Origin of the sequence: Candidatus Solirubrobacter pratensis (genome assembly GCF_000425945.1) — a bacterium.
Classification (GTDB): domain Bacteria; phylum Actinomycetota; class Thermoleophilia; order Solirubrobacterales; family Solirubrobacteraceae; genus Solirubrobacter; species Solirubrobacter pratensis.
Genome location: NZ_KE384481.1, coordinates 511,704 through 527,554, shown reverse-complemented (window position 1 = coordinate 527,554; position 15,851 = coordinate 511,704). Strand labels below are relative to the sequence as shown.

Sequence of the window (15,851 nt, the reverse complement as noted above, 5' to 3'; positions counted from 1 at the left end):
GGCGCACCGCCGTCACGCCACGTGAGCCGACGACGAGCGTCCGAATCCGGATGCCCCGCTCATGCTGAAGTGGACCCGGCGGCCACGGTCGCACTCGCGGTCGCGCGTACGGCGGGTGCGATCTCGATCGCCAGGCGCGCGATCGAGTCCTGCACGCGCTCGGAGGGGAGTGCGCCCCAGTCGAACTGGCCGATGAAGCGGGTGATGCCGAGTTCGGCGTGGGCGTCGAGGATCTTCTCGGTGAGCTGCTCGGCGGTGCCGATCATCAGCGCTCCGTCGCGGCGGCGGGCGGCGTCGAAGGCCGGGCGGTCGACGACGAAGCCGCGGCCGTTGTTGGTCTCGGGGTGCAGGTAGTGGCGGTAGTGATCGAAGACGCCGGCGACGTCCTGCTCGGAGTCGGCGGCGTAGAAGTGCGTGGAGATCGCGACCGGCAGCATCTCGGGGTCGTGGCCGGCGGCTTCGCCGGCGGAGCGGTAGATCTCGACCGTGCGGCGGGCGTGCGCGAGGGTGCCGCCGATGTAGCCGAGCGTCATCGGCAGGCCGAGGTGCCCGGCGCGGGCGGCGCTGGCGGGTGTGCCTCCGACACCGACCCAGACCGGTAGCGGTGCCTGGACGGCGCGCGGGGCGATCTCGGCGCTTACGAGCGGCGGGCGGTAGCGCCCGGACCAGGTGAGCTGGTCGTGTTCGCGCAGGCGCAGGAGCAGGTCGAGCTTTTCGGTGAACAGCGCGTCGTACTCGTTGATCGGGGCGCCGAAGAGCGCGAACGGCTCGGCGAAGGCGCTGCGGCCGGCGATGATCTCGGCGCGGCCGTGACTGAGCAGGTCGAGCTGCGCGAAGTCCTGGTAGACGCGGACGGGGTCCAGGGCGCTGAGCACGGTGACGCCGCTTGAGAGCCGGATCCGTTCGGTCTGGCCGGCGATCGCGGCCAACGCGACGGCGGGTGAGGCGACGGCGAATTTGTGACTGTGGTGCTCGCCGAGGGCGAACACGTCGAGGCCGAGCTGGTCGGCGGCGCGCGCGTAGGCGAGCGTGTCGTCGAGCCGGTCCATGGCCGCGACGGGCCGACCCGTGTGCGGGTCGGCCGTGAGGTCGCTGAGCGAGATGATCCCGAGTTCCATGCCGAGCTACTTGGCGGTGCCGTCGAGCACGGCGCCGATCGCGTCCAGGGTGGGCGTGGCGGGCCGGCCGGTGAGCTGCTCGATGTGGCCGGAGGGCGTGCCGGACCAGCCGGCACGGTAGGCGGCGTAGAACCCGAGCATGGCGGGGACGAACGGGGCCGGGATGCCGGCCGCTTCCAGGCGCGCTGCGGCCTCGGTGTCGTCGATCGAGCGGTAGGGGACCGGCTTGCCGGCGCGCGCGGACGCGAGCTCGGCGAGCTGGCTCCAGCTCACCGCGTCCTGGCCGGTGAGGTCGTAGGTCTTGCCCTCGTGGCCGTCCTGGGTGAGCACGGCGGCGATCGCCGGTGCGATGTCTTCGCGCAGCACCGGCGCGACGCGCGCGCCGTTGACGGGCGCGGCCAGCTCGCCCGCGGCGACGGCCCCGGTGACCTCGCCGGCGATGAGTTCGGCGTAGATGTTCACGCGCAGGTGCGTGGCCTGCACCCCGGTGGCCACGATCGCGTCGTAGACGCGGGTGTGCGAGCTCAGCAGCGGGAAATCGAGCCCCTCGACCTCGGCGGCGCCGGGGTAGACGATGTGCTTGACGCCGACCTCCGCCGCGGCTTGTGCCACCGGGATCATCTCGGCGACGCGCGCGTCGGGGTCAGGCGCCGGCGTGGGCATCAGCAGTAGCCGGTCGACGCCGGCGAGGGCGGCGCGGATCGAGTCGAGGTCGTGGTAGTCGGCCTGGCGCACGTCGACGCCGCGCGCGGCGAGGTCAGCGGCCGCGGATGCGTCGCGGACGCTGACGGCGAGCGGCGCGTCGGGCGCGCGCCGCAGCACCTCCTCGACGATCACGCGGCCGAGCTTGCCGTTGGCTCCGGTGATCAGCAGCATCAGCGGACCTCGATCGCGAGCTTGCCCTGCGTGTGCTGGCCGGTCAGCGCAGCGAGCGCCTCCGGGGCCTGCGCCAGCGGGTAGGTCGCCTGCACGGGGATCCGCAGGGCGCCGTCTGCCAGCAGCGCGCCGAGGCGCGTGAGGTTCTCGGCGGTCGGCGCGGCCATGACCATCGTGCGGCCCGGGCCCTCGCCGGCGGCGCCGGTCGGTGACGCCACGCGCGCGCCGGGCTTGAGGGCGGCGTCGTAGCTGCCGGGGGCGTAGTTGACGAGGTCCAACAGGGCGTCGGCGCCGTCGGGGGCGAGCTCGCGAACGAGCGCGGGGATGTCGCCGCCGCGCGTGATCACGTCCGTGACGCCGAGCTCGCGCAGGAACTGCTCGTCCTCGGGCAGCGCCGGAGCGATCACGCGGGCGCCGGCGCGGGCGGCGAGCTGGACGGCCAGGCTGCCGACGCCGCCGGTGGCGCCGACGACGAGCAGTACGTCGCCCTCGGAGAGCTCCAGCGCGTCGACGGCGGTGATCGCGGTGATGCCGGCCAGCGGCGCGGCGCCGGCGATCGCCAGCTCGACGCCCTCGGGCGCGGGGGCGATCGAGAGCTCCTCGGTGACGGTGATCAGCTCGGCCCAGGCGCCGGCGCGCGCGGTCGGGTTGGCGTGAAGGACGAACCCGAAGACCTGATCGCCGGGCCGGTAGGCGCTGACGGCGGCGCCGACTTGCTCGACCACGCCGGCGTAGTCGCGCCCGAGGATGACGGGGTACTCGTAGGGCACGCCGTACTGGGCGAGCATGCCGGAGGCGATCGAGTTGTCGACCGGATTCAGCGAGGAGGCGTGCACGCGCACGAGCACCTCGTTCTCGGCCGCGGTGGGGGCGGGCAGGTCCTCGCGCAGGGCGGGCGCGGTGTCGGCGGAATTAAGGGCGATGGCTCGCATGGGTCGGGTCTCCTTTAGCGGCGCACGAGGCGGCCGCGGACAATGAGCTTGCTGGGGCGCGCAGGATTCCGAGCGGGCTCCAGGTCATGCCCAGCTCGCGGTGGTCGGCCTCGGCGACGGCCTCGATCTCCAGCTCGTCGTCGAGCTCGCGCACGGTGGCGTCGAGTTCCAACGGGATCTGGCGGCCCGCGGCGTGAAGCCGGCCCTGGACGCGCAGCGTGTCGCCGTCGAGCTCGGCGCGCTCGGAGACGAAGCGCACCTGCGGGTGGTGCTCGACATCGAAGAAGTCGCCCGAGCGCAGGTGCTCGTCGCGCTTGACCATCTTGGTGTCCAGGCTGGCGGCCTGGAGCGTCAGCTCGACGGCCGGCGTGGCGCCGAGCTGAAGCGTGCCGTCGTAGTCGGCGAAGGCGCCCTTGACGGTCACCAGGCCGTAGAAGTGGCGCACGTGAAACTCGACGCTCGACCGCGCCGGGTCGAGCTGCCAGGCGCCGTCGGTGATCTGGGCGGCGGGGGCGGTGGTGCTCATGGTCGGGTGGGGCTCCAGGGAGATGGGTGTTCGTTGGTTACGAAAGAAATACAGCGCTCTCAACGATTGATTGCACTATAGTATTCGCATCCCAAGGAAACGGACTCCTAATGACCCCACCCACCACCCCCATCACACCCTCATCCGGCAGCGTCCTTGACGAGCACCGCACGAGCCCCGGCCTGCTGCTGGCGCTGATCGGCCAGGAAGCGATGCGCCGCTTGCGCGACGCGCACACCGCGCACAACCTCAAGCCGCGCCAATTTCAGATCCTCGGCCTGCTGCACGACCACGGCGGGCTCGCGCAGCGCGACCTGGTCGGTACGATGGGCGTGGACCCGAGCATCATCGTCACGCTGCTGAACCCGCTCGAAGCCGACGGGCTCGTCGCCCGCGAGCGCGACCCCGCCGACCGCCGCCGCCACCTCGTCACGCTCACCGCCGCAGGCGAACGCCACCTAGCCGACGCGTCGGCCGCGCAGAAACAAGCCGAGGACGCGCTGTTCGCCGCGCTCGACACCGACCAGCGCGAGCAGCTCCGCGACCTGCTGCTCGCCCTGCGCGACGGGCTCGCCGTCGATCCTGAAAGCGCCTGCAGCGCCGTCGCGGAGACCGTGCGCTACGGCTGACCGCCCACCTCGCGGTAGGGGGCTGCGGGGGCGATCTGAGGCCTGGACGGGTCGTTTGGCCTGTATCTCCAGCACGATCGCCGCGCGCGACCCGCGCGTCATGTCCGCGAGCTCGGCGATTTCGGCGGCGCTGAGGTCATCCACGGGCCCGCCGGTGGCGCCGAAGACGCGTCGCGCCCGGCGCTTGGCCGGACTGTGCAAGATCCCGCGCGCCCGCTGTGCAGACCGACCCGAGAGCGCATCAGGAGCCCCGCAAATCGCCAATTCGATCTGTCCGCACTCGGATCGATCACGCGGCCGCGCGGGCCGCGCGGGCAACTTGACCCACTGCGTTGCCAGCGCCGTCCGCCGGCCACGAGAAGCCCTCGCGCGGAGACCCGGGCGGAGCGAACCGAGGACCGGATAACGGTGCCGGTCGGAGGGACTCGCTAGGCCGCGGACGGCAGCTCAAGGAACCCTGTGACCGCCTGCAGCCGCCCGTCGCGGTCCTCGCGACGTCGACGCCGCTGGCGACGGTGGCCGCCTTGAAGGCCAAGAACGACGCGACGCCGGCGAGAACGACGACCCAAGCGAGAAGGTGCCACGCGAGGCCGATCGTGATCCCCGCTGGGCGGTGAAGTCCTTCGCCGGCGTTCCGCGATCGACTAGAGGTGCGTGTTGGCGAGGCCGCAGAACAGGCTGCCGAGCACGCCGCCCGTCGGGTTTGCGGTGATCGTGAGGTGAACCTTGTTGAGGTCGACAACGAGCCCCAGCAGCTCGAGATGCAGCGGCCCGAGCGTGAGCTCGAGAACACTGCACGTTGGCGCTGCCTGGCTCGCGACCGCACGCACCGGCACCGTGAAGGAGATCGGGCGCACCACTCCGGTGCGCCGCATCGCCGCGTTCAGCCGGTGCGCCGCCGAGGCCCGGGCGGTCTTCACCTTCGCGTTGGCGAGCGAGCAGAAGAGCGAGCCCAGGACACCGCCGCTGCGCTTGCCGGTGAGCGCCAGGTTGACCTTGTCCAGGTGAACGTTGAGTCCGAGCAGCGTGAGGTCGAGCGTGTCGAGGTCGAGGGTCAGGATCGTGCAGCTGCCGCCCTTGGCGGCGGAGAGGTGCACCTTCTTCCTGACGGTCGTCGGCATGCCGCCGAGGCCCCCGAGCGTCGCGGTCGCCGTTCCGTCGGCTTTCGTGCCCGACGAGGTTGCACGGAACCGCTTCACGTCGACCGAGACCTTCAGCCGTCCCTGTGGCGTCGACGCGGCGCCGGCGAGCACCGCCACGGGATCGCCGGCGGCCATCGCCGTTCCCGGAAGCGCCACGGCGCTGAGAATGGTCCCCGCGACCACCAGTGGGACGAAACACCTACGAGACACATCGACCTCCTGCGGGACGGTTCGCCGGGCATGCTCCCCGGACCAGGCACGAGCCTGGCCCGAGGGCCTTTACCCGGGAAGCCGTGACAAGACCCTCTCAGGCGCGGTTGACTTTCGTGGCGGTGCCGGAGTGGACGTCACTCGGTGATTCGCGACAGGGCACCTCAGCGTTCGGTTAGGCGATCAGCGCACCCCGGTTCGGCAGCGCGGTCATCACTCCCGGCAGGCCGGAGGCGCCGCGCAGAGCCGGCTCAACGACGGCTGAACGCTCACTGGTCGGGGTACTTCGGGCGCCATGCCACGCACTGTGGGGTTGCTCCTCGCGGCTGCCGGGCTTGCCGCCATCGCTCCGGCGTCCGCCGCCGGATCCGCGTTCACGTCGCCGCTCCGCGGCACCTCGTTCGCCGCCGCCGGGACGGCCTACGGTGGCGCCGCGCTGAAGGGCAAGCGGATGGCGTATCCGTCGCTCGGCATGCTCGTGCGTCCCGACGGGCGCATCACCGCGCGGGACCGTGAGGGTGAGCCTGCGCGGCTGTCGTGGCTGGACGCTGCCCTTCGCGCTGCGGAGCGAGAGTGCGCCCGCCGCGCCCGCCGCGATGCCGCCGCCGCGGTCGGTGTTCCACGGCCTCACGGCCCAGTCCGCCGGCGGCGTGCGCCTGCCGATCTCGCTGACGGCCACGCACAACGGGAAGGTGTGGGCGAACTGGGACGCGACCATGAACTGCCGCCCTGGGACGTTCCCGATGACCAACGTCACGCCGATCACGAAGATCCGCCCGGATGGGACGTTCACGCGCAGCGAGCGCTACGTGATCCGCTACAAGGGCGGGCTCGTGGACCACTTCCGCGTCAAGGTCACCGGCGCCTTCCGCGCCGACGGCGCGACCGGCACGCTCGAGGCCCGCGTCCGGACCACCCAGCCCGGGCACCGCTTCCGGCCGTGCGCGAGCGGGAAGCAGGCGTGGGCGGCGCGGGGATGACCTAGCCGCGCTTGCGGGCGACGATGACCAGCACGCGCTGGGCGTCGTCGTGCCACCGGGCGGCCATCGCGTCGAGGTCGCGGTTGAGCGCGTCGATGCGCTCCGGCTCATCCGCGAGCTCGGCGTAGAGCATCCGGACGACGGGGTGGTAGCGCTTGAAGAGGTCGACGTCGGCGAGCGGGCTCGGGTTGAACGACCGGCGCTTGAACGTGAGCTCGGCGCGGTCGCCGAACAGCTCGCGCACGTGCTCCTCGCGGCCCCATTCGATCGGGGTCTGCTCGCCGAGCACCGACTCCTTCGCGTAGCGGGTGATGATGTCGAACATGTCGATCACGGCGCCGTCGGGGACGATCGCGATCATCCCGATGGTGCCGCCGGGCCGGCACACGCGAAGCAGCTCGTCGGCGACGGCCTGGTGGTGCGGGGCGAAGATCGCGCCGACGGAGGAGGTGACGACGTCGAACGCGTCGTCGTCGAACGGCAGCGCCTCGGCATCCGCCTCGACCCACTCGATCTCCACGCCGTGCGCCTCCGCCTCGCGGCGGCCGGCGCTGAAGTTCTCGGGCGTGAGGTCGGAGGCGATCACATCCGCCCCGGCCTCGGCGGCGCGGATCGCGACGTTGCCGGTCCCGGCAGCGACGTCGAGCACCCGCTGCCCCGGGGCGATGCCCGTCGCCTCGACGAGCAGCGGTCCGAAGTCCCACAGCGAAGCGGTCGCGAACGCGTGGTAGTCGCCGCCCGCCCACATCGCGCGCTGATGGGCCTTGAAGTCCTGGTCGGTGTGCATCTCCTCCAGCCTGCGACGGCCGCCGGGCGCGTTCGGCTGACCGGTCGGACGGCTCCGGCTGGCACTCCGAACGGTCATGACGCGCCTCAAATGTGGCCGGCCAGCTGGGAGCGCGCGCTGACACCGAGCTTGCGGAAGCCCGCGGCGAGATGCGTCTCGACGGTCTTGACGCTCAGGAACAGCTCCTGCGCGATCGCGCGGTTGCCCTTGCCGGCCGCCGCGAGCTCGCAGATCTGGCGCTGGCGCGGCGTCAGCGCCGCCGCGCCGTCGAGCGCAGCCTGACGCGGGCGCAGCCCGGTCGCGGCGAGCTCCCGCCGCGCCCGCCGGGCGAGCAGCGCCGCGCCCGCGGCGTCGGCGTCGGCGAGCGCCGGGCGCAGCGCCTCTCGGGCCTCGAGACGCCGCCCGAGCGACGCGAGCGTGCTGCCCAGCTCGAGCCGCAGCCGCACGGACTCCAGGCCCGCGGCGAGCGCCAGCCCGCGCTTGCACAGCGCCGCGCGCGCCTCGCGATCGGCCTCGGCGACCGCGCGCGCGTGCAGGGCGGCGGCGATCGGCTGCGACGCCCCGAAGCGCTCGGCCGGCGCAAGTTCCGCGCTCGCGAGCCGGGCGGCCTCAGCGCGGCGCCCGAGGTGCGCGAGCGCGAGCGCCGCCGTCGAGCGCCACGGCGTCAGCGCCGGGTTCGGGCTCCTCTGCGCCTCGCGCAGCCGGCCGGCGCCGGCGGCGTCGGCGTACGCGCGCTCGAAGTCGCCCTCGGCGAGCCGCAGCCGCGCGCGGGCGTGGCGCACGCCGGCCTTCCAGATCGAGTCGTCGAGCGCGTCGTCGAGCCCGTGCTCGCGCAGCAGGCCGCCGGCCTCGGCGAACGCGCCGCGCTCGGCCAGGGCGCACAGCAGCACCTCGACGGCACCGCCCGTGACGGCGTCGAGCCCCTCTCCGGGGACGGCGCCGAGCGCGAGCCGCGCCTGATGCTCCGCCTCGATCATGCTGCCGGTGCGAAGCGCGAGCTCGGCGGCGAGCGACGACGCCGCCGCGCGCAAGCGCAGCGAGCCGCGTGCCGTCGCCTCCTCGCGAAGGGCGCCGATCGCGCGCGCGGCGCCCGCGGCGTCTCCGGTCAGCGTCAGGGCGCGGGCGCACAGCGTGAACGCCGAGCGCTCGCGGACGTGGTCCAGCAGCAGTCCGCCCTCGAGCGCCGTGCCCGCGGCCGCGCCGAGCGCTCGCGCGTCCTCGGTGCCGCCTTCGATCCCGGCCCACACGCGGTGCGCGAGTGTCACGCGCGCGAGCAGCGGGTCCGCGGTCCGGGACAGGTCTCCACCGCCGCCGCGCGGCGCGCCCGCTCCGCCTGGCGGCCGGGGAGCGCGAGCAGGGCATCGAGCGCCGCCGCCTCGAGTGCGAAGCGCGCGGCGGGATCGGCCGCCGTCGCGAGCTCGCGCTCGAGCAGCTCGAGGAGGCCGGGATCGCCGGCGCGGTCCAGCCCGGCGAGGCGCGTGAGCACGTCCACGCGCCCGGCGGGGTCGCGCACCTCGTCCAGCGCCTCATGCAGGCGGCGGCGCGCGCCGGGCAGGCCCGCGTCGAACGCGGCCGCCGCGAGCAGCGTCAGCATCCGCCCGCGGTCGTCGCCGGGCGCGCGCTCCTCGAGCGCCCGTTCGAGGTAGGCCGCTGCCGCGCGCGGCGTCCCGGCGGCCGCGGCGGCGCGACGCAGGGCGTCGCTGACGTCCGGATCCGCCCGCGGCCCGCACTCGAGCAGGTGGCCGGGGGGAGGAGGCGCCGCCGCGTGAGGGCGGCGGCGCCTCCGGACCTCACGCCTCGGAGCCGCCGGGCAGGATCCGGGTCAGCGCCGCCACCGCCGCGCACATCGCCGCGAGCTCGATCAGGCTCAGCTCGAACGCGTGTGCGACGCCGTGCCCGGCGGCACCGAAGAAGATGATCCCGGTGACCGCGACGCCGATCGCGTTGCCGACCTGCTGCACGGTGGAGAACGCCCCCGAGGCCGCACCCGCCTGGTGCGGCTGCACGCTCGCCAGGACCGTGGACGCGAGCGGCGTGATGACGAGGCCCATGCCGGCGCCGATCAGCAGCAGCCCGGGCACGAGCGCCGCGACCGAGCCGCCGCTGCCGATCTCGGCGACCGTCGTCGCGAGCACGGCGTGGCCGCCCGCGAGCAGGAGCGCGCCGACGGCGGGGACCCGGCGACCGTGCGCGGCGGTGAGCGCCGCGGCACGCGACGACGTGGCGAGGTAGGCCGCGGCCATGATCGTGAACACCAGCCCGGCTTCCAGCGCGCTGAGCCCGCGCCCCTGTTGCAGGTAGAGCGCGAGCACGAGGAAGAACGACGCCTGCCCGGACCAGAAGGCGAGCTGCGTCAGCAGTCCTGCGCTGAAGCCGCGGTCGCGGAACAGCGCGGGGTCGAGCAGCGGCGTCCCGCCGCGCGCGTGCAGCGCGCGCTGGTGGATCGCGAACGCGGCCAGGGCGAGCGGGGCGGCGCCGAGGCAGAGCCACGTCCACAGCGGCCAGCCGTGCTGGCGGCCCTCGACGAGCGGCAGCACGATCGCGACCAGCGCGACGGTGATCAGCGCGGTCCCGGCGAGGTCGAGGCTGGCGCCGCGATCCGCCCGCGACTCGGGGACGAGCCGCGGCGTGGCGAGCAGCGCGGCGGCGCCGACCGGCACGTTGATGAGGAAGATGCTGCGCCATCCGACCACCTCGACGAGCACCCCGCCGATCAGCTGTCCGCCGACGGCGGCGAGCCCGAGCACGCTGCCGTAGATCGAGAGTGCGCGCAGGCGGTCAGGCCCGGTGTACGTGACGCCGATGATCGACAGCACGTTGGTCGACAGCAGCGCGGCGGCGGCGCCCTGGAACACGCGCGCGGCGATCAGCAGCTCCGGCGATCCGGCCAGTCCGCAGGCGGCGGACGCGACCGTGAAGAGCGCGAGGCCCAGCGAGAACATCCGCCGGCGGCCGAGCTGGTCGCCGAGGCGGCCGGCGGTGATCAGCAGCGTGGCGAACGTGAGGCCGTAGCCCGCGACGACCCATTCGATCGCGCCCGTGCTCGCATGCAGGTCGGCCTGCATCGCGGGCATGGCGACGTTGACGATGAAGAAGTCCAGGACGACCATGAAGGTCCCGGCGAGCACGACGGGCAGGGCGGCCCAGCGGCGCTCCGCTGGTCTCGGAGGTGCGAATGCGAGGGAGCTCATGGGCGGAACGCTGCCGCCGGCGGCGGTGCGCGTCGATGACGTCGCAGGTAATGGGACGCGTTCCGCGGCCGCACTAGGTTCATCTCCATGCAAGCCGCGACGTTCGACCAGCCCACCGTCGGAAAGCTGCTGCGGAGCTGGCGCGACGCGCGGCGCCTGAGCCAGCTCGAGCTGTCGCTCGAGGCCGAGGTCTCCACGCGGCACCTCAGCTTCGTCGAGACCGGGCGCGCACAGCCCAGCCGGGAGATGATCGTCCGGCTCGCCGAGCACCTCGACGTGCCGCTGCGCGAACGCAACGAGCTGCTGCTCGCCGCCGGCTACGCGCCGGCCTACGCGGAGAGCGAGATGGACGACGAGCGGATGCGGACCGTGCGGGCGGCGGTGCGGCAGGTGCTGGCCGGCCATGAGCCGTATCCCGCGGTCGTGGTCGACCGCCACTGGGAGCTGCTCGACGCCAACGCCGCCGTCGGGCTGCTGCTCGAAGGCGTCGATCCCGCGCAGCTCGAGCCGCCCGTCAACGTACTCCGGCTCGCCCTGCACCCGGGCGGCGTCGCGCCGCGGATCGCCAACCTCGGCGAATGGCGCGCGCACCTGCTCGCGCGCCTGCGTCGCCAGGTGCTGGCGACGCACGACCCGCAGCTCACGGCGCTGCTCGAGGAGCTGCGCGGCTACCCGTGCGACCAGCCCGAGCCGGTGGTCGAGATGCCGGGTCCGGGCGAGATCGTCGTGCCGCTGCGGCTGCGACGCGGTGACGGCGAGCTGCGCTTCATGAGCATCGTCTCGACGTTCGGGACGCCGCTGGACATCACCGTCCAGGAGCTTTCGATCGAAGCGTTCTTCCCGGCCGACGCGGCGACGGCAGAGGTCCTGCGAGGAGCGTGAGCGCCGCTTCGGGGTCCGCGGCCGGCAGCCGGTCGGTCACGGCGGCATCGTCTGCTGTGATGGCAGGCGCGTCCATGACCCGGCAGGTAAAGCCCATGCTGGCCAAGCTCGTCGCGGAGATCCCGCCGGGGCTCTACTACGAGCCGAAGTGGGACGGGTTCCGGGCGATCGTCGTGCGCGACGGCGGGGAGATCGAGATCCTCAGCCGCAACGGCAAGCCGATGGCGCGCTACTTCCCCGACCTGGTCGCGGCGTTCGCCACGCTGCCGGAGCGCTGCGTCGTTGACGGCGAGATCGTCGTGATCGCGGCCTCGGGCCGGCTCGACTTCTTCGCGCTCCAGCAGCGCGTGCATCCGGCGGCGTCGCGCGTCGACCGGCTCGCGGCCGAGACGCCCGCGACCTTCATCGCGTTCGACCTCCCCGATCTGCCGCGCCCGTTCCGCGAGCGCCGGGCGGCGCTGGAGGCGATGGCGTGGTCGCCGCCGCTGCACCTGACGCCGGTCACGCGCGACGAGGGCGTCGCGCGCGAGTGGTTCGAGCGCTTCGAGGGCGCCGGGCTCGACGGCGTGATCGCCAAGGACGGCGACCTCCCCTACCTGCCCGGCAAGCGCGCAATGCTCAAGATCAAGCACCAGCGCACGCTCGACTGCGTGGTCGCCGGCTACCGGCTGCACAAGACGGCCGACGACGCGATCGGCTCGCTCCTGCTCGGCCTCTACGACGACGGCGGCGGGCGCTCGTGGGCGGGCGCGTTCGGCGGGCTGGTCCCGATCGGCGCGACCGCGTCGTTCGCGCTCGCTCGCCGGCGGGACCTGCTGACCGAGCTGGCGCCGCTGCGGATCGAGCGCGCGCAGCATCCGTGGGGCGAGGCGATGCACGCCGAGCGCGACGGCAACCGCTGGAACCCGGCGCGCGAGCGCAAGTTCGTCGCGCTCTCGCCCGAGCGCGTCATGGAGGTCCGCTACGACCACATGGACGGCGGCTTCCTTCGCCATCCCGCGACGTTCGTCCGCTGGCGCCCGGACCGCGACGCCGAGTCGTGCGACTTCGGCCAGCTCGAGCAGCCGGTCGCGCTGGACGTCAGGGCAGCACTTCGCGCAGCGCCCTGAGGAACCGGTCGCAGTCGGCCTCGGAGATCACCAGCGGCGGCTTGATCTTGAGCACGTTGTCGTCCGGGCCGTCGGTCGAGATCAGGATCCCGCGGCGTTTCAGGGCCTCCTTGACGGCCGCCGCCTCGCGAGTCGCCGGGGCCTTGCCGGCGAGGCTCAGCTCGACGCCGATGAACAGCCCGCGGCCGCGCACGTCGCCGATCAGCGGGTGCTCGATCGCGCGCAGGCCCTCGAGCAGCTGGGCGCCGCGCTCGCGCGCCGCGGCCTGCAGCCGCTCGGTCTCGATCGCGTCGAGCACCGCCAGCCCGATCTCGGCGGATACCGGATTGCCGCCGAACGTGTTGAAGTACTCCATCCCGGTCACGAAGGACGCGGCGATCTCCGGCGTCGTGACCACGGCGGCGAGCGAATGGCCGTTCCCGATCGGCTTGCCCATCGTGACGATGTCGGGCACGGCGTCGCCGAAGCCCCAGAACGCGTCGCCGACGCGCCCGAATCCGATCTGCACCTCGTCGGCGACGCACACGCCGCCAGCCGCGCGCACGTGTGCAAACGCGGCTTCGAGGTAGCCGGACGGGTAGACGATCTGGCCGCCGCAGCTCTGCAGCGACTCCGCGAAGAACGCGGCCGGCGGCGTTCGCTCGCACAGCTCGCGGACGGCGTCGGCGTAGGGCGCGGCGGTCGCGCCGAGCGCGCCGCGATACGGGTCCGGGAGCGGCGCGACGTGCGTGCCGGCCGGCCTCCCGCGCCCACCCGCGCGGTTGAACTTGTACGGGCTGAGCGCGATCAGCGAGCTGAGGTTGCCGTGGTAGGCGTGGTCGAGCACGAGCACGTCCTCGCGGCCGGTGTGGGTGCGCGCGAGCCGCAGCGCCAGGTCGTTCGCTTCTGAGCCGGAGTTCACGAAGAAGCAGACGTTCAGCGGGTCGGGCAGGGTCGCGGCGAGCCGCCGCGCGTACTCGACGACCGATTCGTGCAGGTAGCGCGTGTTGGTGTTCAGCCGCGCCATCTGCGCCTGCCCGGCGGCGACAACGCGGGGATGGCCATGCCCTACGTGGGCGACGTTGTTGACAAGGTCCAGCCACGCGTTCCCCTCGGCGTCGATCAGGTGCGCGCCTTCGCCGCCGGCGATGTGCAGCGGCTCGCGGTAGGCGAGGCTCAGCGCTGCGCTCATCCGGATGCGGCGCTTGGCGACGAGATCGGGCTGCTCGACGCGAGCGGCGGTCTCGATCCCGAGCAGCAGGCCCGGGTCCGGGAAGATGCTGCGCCACAGGTCGAAGTCCTCGCTCACGCGGGCGACGCCGAAGACGGGGTGCGTCGCGAGCCGCACCTCGTTGCCGTCGTGGATCGTCCAGAACGGCACGCCGCCCCGCGTGCGATGCCGGGCGACGCCGGTCGGCGCGACCGGCTCGCTCAGCTCGACGCCGACGCGGCCGTCCTCCATGTAGCGCCCGACCACGCGCGCGCCGGTGCGCGGGGGCGGGAAGGTCATCAGGTGCTCGCGGACCGCCCGTGCGCGCGGGTTGGCGTCGTAGCCGCAGGCGTCGCGGAAGCGGAAGTGGGCGAGGTCCGGATCCTCCTCGCGCAGGCGCTCGAGCAGCTCGACGACGCCGTCCTGCGAGACGAGCAGGTAGTCGTTGTCCGGGTCTCGCGAATGCTGCCACGCCGCCATGCAGACGCTGACCGCGAGCCGCGTGCGCATCAGGTCGTACAGCACGGCGAGCTCGTCCGCGCGCAGCGGCGCGACGGCGTGATAGCCGCGCACGAGCGGGACGACGGCGCGGACGGGATCGGCGTGGCCCTGCATCGCGTAGGCGCCGGCGACCGCGAGCCCGCACACGCGCGCGCTCCAGACCGTGTCGCCGAAGTCGATCAGCCCGCTCACGGCGCCGTCGGGACCGACGAGCACGTTGAGCTCGTTGGCGTCGTTGTGGATCACCTGATGCGGGAGGTCGTCCAGGCGCGGGACGCGGGCGAGCACCTCGTCGACGAGCTCGCGGGGGCGGCCGTCGAGCAGCTTCGCCAGCTCGGCCGGCACCTCGAGCAGGTTCCAGCGCAGCGGCCGCCGCATCGCGGGGTGCTCGAAGCCGATCAGCGCGCGGTCGGTCCGGGCGACGACGGCGCCGAGCTGCTCCAGCCGCTCCGGCGCGGGCTCGACCTCCGCCCACGGGCGCCCCTCGAGCCAGCTCAGCAGTCGCGCGACGCGTTCCTCCCCGGCGACAGAGACGACGGTCGAGCCGAGCAGGCGCGGCGCCGGAGTGCGGGCGGCCAGGTGCTCCAGCACGGCGTCTTGGAGCGCGAGCGCGGACCGATCCGCCGCGGGGGCGTGGAGCTTGAGCACCAGGCTGGTGCCGTCGTCGCGCCTGAGCCTGAAGTTGCGGTCGAGCTCGCCGGGCAGCGGGGACGCCGTCGCCGTCACGCCGAACGCCTCGCGCGCCACTCGCTCCGCTTCATCTCTTCTCATACGCGACTCGTCTCACGCCAACCATAGGAGGGACCGTGGGGAGAAGGGTGGCACCAGCCCTCGGGTGATGTGCGCGCCACGTGCGCGGCGCCGGCGGCTGCGTCGGTATCGCAGCCGCGGGGAGCGATCAAAACGACGAGCTGCCGGCGAAGCTGCCCGAGGCCAAGGGTGCGACCGCGAATCGGCTTCCTCGAGTACGACCGCGGCTCCAAGCACGAGCGGGCGATGTCGACGGCGTCACGGCCTACTCGCACGACGTTCAGGTGGACCCCGCCGGAGTGGCCTGGGTGTCCGGCCGGTCCGGGCGAAAGCGCCGTCGCGATACAAGCGCGACGACTACCTCTTGGGGACCGGAGGACTTCGGCCGGCGGCGGACGCATGGAATCCGTTTGAGAAAAAGCGAACGTGGAGGGAAGGACTCGCATTCTGCTCGGCGCATTACTTCGACGTCGACGAGGCTCTCGTGACCTACGCGTGGTACGGGCAAGGAACCCGCTTCCTCGACATCTCGGAGTCCGGGCACCGGCTTCGTCTGCCTGCTGCGGACGGAGCGCCGTAGATCGGGCACGCCACATCGGCGCGCCCGCCATGTCCGGAGGCTGACAGGGCGGGAGTCGATGCAGGAGTTGATGCACCAGGTCCAGGGCAATCGCTCATCAGACTACGGTGCCAGTGGGGAGTGGGAAGAGCCGGGTACGACGGCGTGCGACCACCACGCTGCTCGCCGTCGCGCTCCTCGCCCTTCCGGCGAAGGCCTCCGCCGGCGTCCTGCAGACACAGCCCCCGGCCACGTCCACCACGTCGGCTCAGACGGTCGCCAAGACGGTGACCGACACGGCGTCGAAGCCGTCCTCCGCCCCAGCGCAGCAGACGGCGAAGACGGTGACTGACACGGCGTCGAAGCCGTCGTCCGCGTCGTCGTCGGCGCCGGTGCAGACGGCGGCCAAGACGGTGACTGGCACGGCGTCGAAGCCGTCGTCCGCGTCGTCTTCGGCGCCGGTGCAGCAG

General features: G+C 73.3%; 15 protein-coding genes. 4 read left to right on the top strand and 11 right to left on the bottom strand.

Annotated elements, in window-relative coordinates:
* Nucleotides 1-59: 59 nt before the first annotated feature.
* From H958_RS41975 to H958_RS41965, 4 genes are read right to left on the bottom strand one after another with little or no spacing between them, the layout of a single operon-like run.
* Nucleotides 60-1,118: an LLM class flavin-dependent oxidoreductase gene (locus tag H958_RS41975; RefSeq protein ID WP_037412212.1), complete on the bottom strand. Its 1,059-nt coding sequence runs from the start codon at nucleotides 1,116-1,118 to the stop codon at nucleotides 60-62.
* Nucleotides 1,119-1,124: 6 nt separating this feature from the next.
* Nucleotides 1,125-1,994, bottom strand: a complete 870-nt coding sequence (locus H958_RS44525; RefSeq protein WP_051325105.1) for an NmrA family NAD(P)-binding protein — start codon at nucleotides 1,992-1,994, stop codon at nucleotides 1,125-1,127.
* Complete coding sequence (locus H958_RS0132095) at nucleotides 1,994-2,926, bottom strand: NADP-dependent oxidoreductase (RefSeq protein WP_028061650.1); 933 nt, start codon at nucleotides 2,924-2,926, stop codon at nucleotides 1,994-1,996. The genes H958_RS44525 and H958_RS0132095 overlap by 1 nt, the downstream gene beginning before the upstream one ends.
* Nucleotides 2,907-3,452 carry a YceI family protein gene (locus tag H958_RS41965; protein ID WP_051325104.1) on the bottom strand — a complete coding sequence of 182 codons (546 nt, stop codon included), beginning with the start codon at nucleotides 3,450-3,452 and terminating at the stop codon, nucleotides 2,907-2,909. The genes H958_RS0132095 and H958_RS41965 overlap by 20 nt, the downstream gene beginning before the upstream one ends.
* 26 nt (nucleotides 3,453-3,478) lie before the next feature.
* On the opposite strand from H958_RS41965, the gene H958_RS0132085 reads away from it, so the two are divergent.
* Complete coding sequence (locus H958_RS0132085) at nucleotides 3,479-4,081, top strand: MarR family winged helix-turn-helix transcriptional regulator (RefSeq protein WP_196807669.1); 603 nt, start codon at nucleotides 3,479-3,481, stop codon at nucleotides 4,079-4,081.
* Between the two features lie 644 nt (nucleotides 4,082-4,725).
* On the opposite strand, the gene H958_RS44520 is transcribed toward H958_RS0132085, so the two are convergent.
* Nucleotides 4,726-5,358, bottom strand: a complete 633-nt coding sequence (locus H958_RS44520; RefSeq protein ID WP_156028450.1) for a hypothetical protein — start codon at nucleotides 5,356-5,358, stop codon at nucleotides 4,726-4,728.
* 587 nt (nucleotides 5,359-5,945) lie between these two features.
* Here H958_RS44520 and H958_RS0132075 point away from each other — a divergent pair.
* The gene (locus tag H958_RS0132075) at nucleotides 5,946-6,413 is read left to right on the top strand and encodes a hypothetical protein (RefSeq protein WP_156028449.1); all 468 of its coding nucleotides are present in this window, start codon (nucleotides 5,946-5,948) and stop codon (nucleotides 6,411-6,413) included.
* Between the two features lies 1 nt (nucleotide 6,414).
* Here H958_RS0132075 and H958_RS41955 read toward each other — a convergent pair whose 3' ends face one another.
* From H958_RS41955 to H958_RS41950, 4 genes are all read right to left on the bottom strand, one after another.
* Nucleotides 6,415-7,200 carry a class I SAM-dependent methyltransferase gene (locus H958_RS41955; protein ID WP_051325101.1) on the bottom strand — a complete coding sequence of 262 codons (786 nt, stop codon included), beginning with the start codon at nucleotides 7,198-7,200 and terminating at the stop codon, nucleotides 6,415-6,417.
* Nucleotides 7,201-7,286: 86 nt separating this feature from the next.
* Nucleotides 7,287-8,465, bottom strand: a complete 1,179-nt coding sequence (locus H958_RS0132065) for a helix-turn-helix transcriptional regulator (protein ID WP_028061647.1) — start codon at nucleotides 8,463-8,465, stop codon at nucleotides 7,287-7,289.
* Nucleotides 8,462-8,794, bottom strand: coding sequence for a hypothetical protein (locus tag H958_RS0132060; protein ID WP_028061646.1), 333 nt, complete (start codon nucleotides 8,792-8,794; stop codon nucleotides 8,462-8,464). The genes H958_RS0132065 and H958_RS0132060 overlap by 4 nt, the downstream gene beginning before the upstream one ends.
* Before the next feature lie 196 nt (nucleotides 8,795-8,990).
* Complete coding sequence (locus H958_RS41950) at nucleotides 8,991-10,391, bottom strand: MFS transporter (RefSeq protein ID WP_081686498.1); 1,401 nt, start codon at nucleotides 10,389-10,391, stop codon at nucleotides 8,991-8,993.
* Between the two features lie 87 nt (nucleotides 10,392-10,478).
* Here H958_RS41950 and H958_RS0132050 point away from each other — a divergent pair, with 87 nt between their 5' ends.
* Both H958_RS0132050 and H958_RS0132045 read left to right on the top strand, forming a co-directional pair.
* Complete coding sequence (locus H958_RS0132050) at nucleotides 10,479-11,273, top strand: helix-turn-helix domain-containing protein (protein WP_028061645.1); 795 nt, start codon at nucleotides 10,479-10,481, stop codon at nucleotides 11,271-11,273.
* 74 nt (nucleotides 11,274-11,347) lie between these two features.
* Nucleotides 11,348-12,382, top strand: coding sequence for an ATP-dependent DNA ligase (locus H958_RS0132045; protein WP_196807668.1), 1,035 nt, complete (start codon nucleotides 11,348-11,350; stop codon nucleotides 12,380-12,382).
* Here the strand turns inward: H958_RS0132045 and H958_RS0132040 are convergent.
* Complete coding sequence (locus H958_RS0132040; protein WP_028061643.1) at nucleotides 12,354-14,843, bottom strand: aminotransferase class III-fold pyridoxal phosphate-dependent enzyme; 2,490 nt, start codon at nucleotides 14,841-14,843, stop codon at nucleotides 12,354-12,356. The genes H958_RS0132045 and H958_RS0132040 overlap by 29 nt on opposite strands.
* An 806-nt stretch (nucleotides 14,844-15,649) precedes the next feature.
* Nucleotides 15,650-15,851: hypothetical protein (locus H958_RS41945; protein WP_037412205.1), on the bottom strand; the 202-nt coding region annotated here is incomplete at its 5' end.

Bases quoted from the DNA above. Each gene is read 5' to 3' on its own strand.
- H958_RS41950 (WP_081686498.1), bottom strand. From the start codon at position 10,391: ATGAGCTCCCTCGCATTCGCACCTCCGAGACCAGCGGAGCGCCGCTGG.
- H958_RS44525 (WP_051325105.1), bottom strand. From the start codon at position 1,994: ATGCTGCTGATCACCGGAGCCAACGGCAAGCTCGGCCGCGTGATCGTC.
- H958_RS0132040 (WP_028061643.1), bottom strand. From the start codon at position 14,843: ATGAGAAGAGATGAAGCGGAGCGAGTGGCGCGCGAGGCGTTCGGCGTG.
- H958_RS0132095 (WP_028061650.1), bottom strand. From the start codon at position 2,926: ATGCGAGCCATCGCCCTTAATTCCGCCGACACCGCGCCCGCCCTGCGC.
- H958_RS0132050 (WP_028061645.1), top strand. From the start codon at position 10,479: ATGCAAGCCGCGACGTTCGACCAGCCCACCGTCGGAAAGCTGCTGCGG.
- H958_RS0132060 (WP_028061646.1), bottom strand. From the start codon at position 8,794: ATGCTGACGCTGCTCGCGGCGGCCGCGTTCGACGCGGGCCTGCCCGGC.
- H958_RS41975 (WP_037412212.1), bottom strand. From the start codon at position 1,118: ATGGAACTCGGGATCATCTCGCTCAGCGACCTCACGGCCGACCCGCAC.
- H958_RS0132045 (WP_196807668.1), top strand. From the start codon at position 11,348: ATGACCCGGCAGGTAAAGCCCATGCTGGCCAAGCTCGTCGCGGAGATC.
- H958_RS41955 (WP_051325101.1), bottom strand. From the start codon at position 7,200: ATGCACACCGACCAGGACTTCAAGGCCCATCAGCGCGCGATGTGGGCG.
- H958_RS44520 (WP_156028450.1), bottom strand. From the start codon at position 5,358: ATGGCCGCCGGCGATCCCGTGGCGGTGCTCGCCGGCGCCGCGTCGACG.
- H958_RS41965 (WP_051325104.1), bottom strand. From the start codon at position 3,452: ATGAGCACCACCGCCCCCGCCGCCCAGATCACCGACGGCGCCTGGCAG.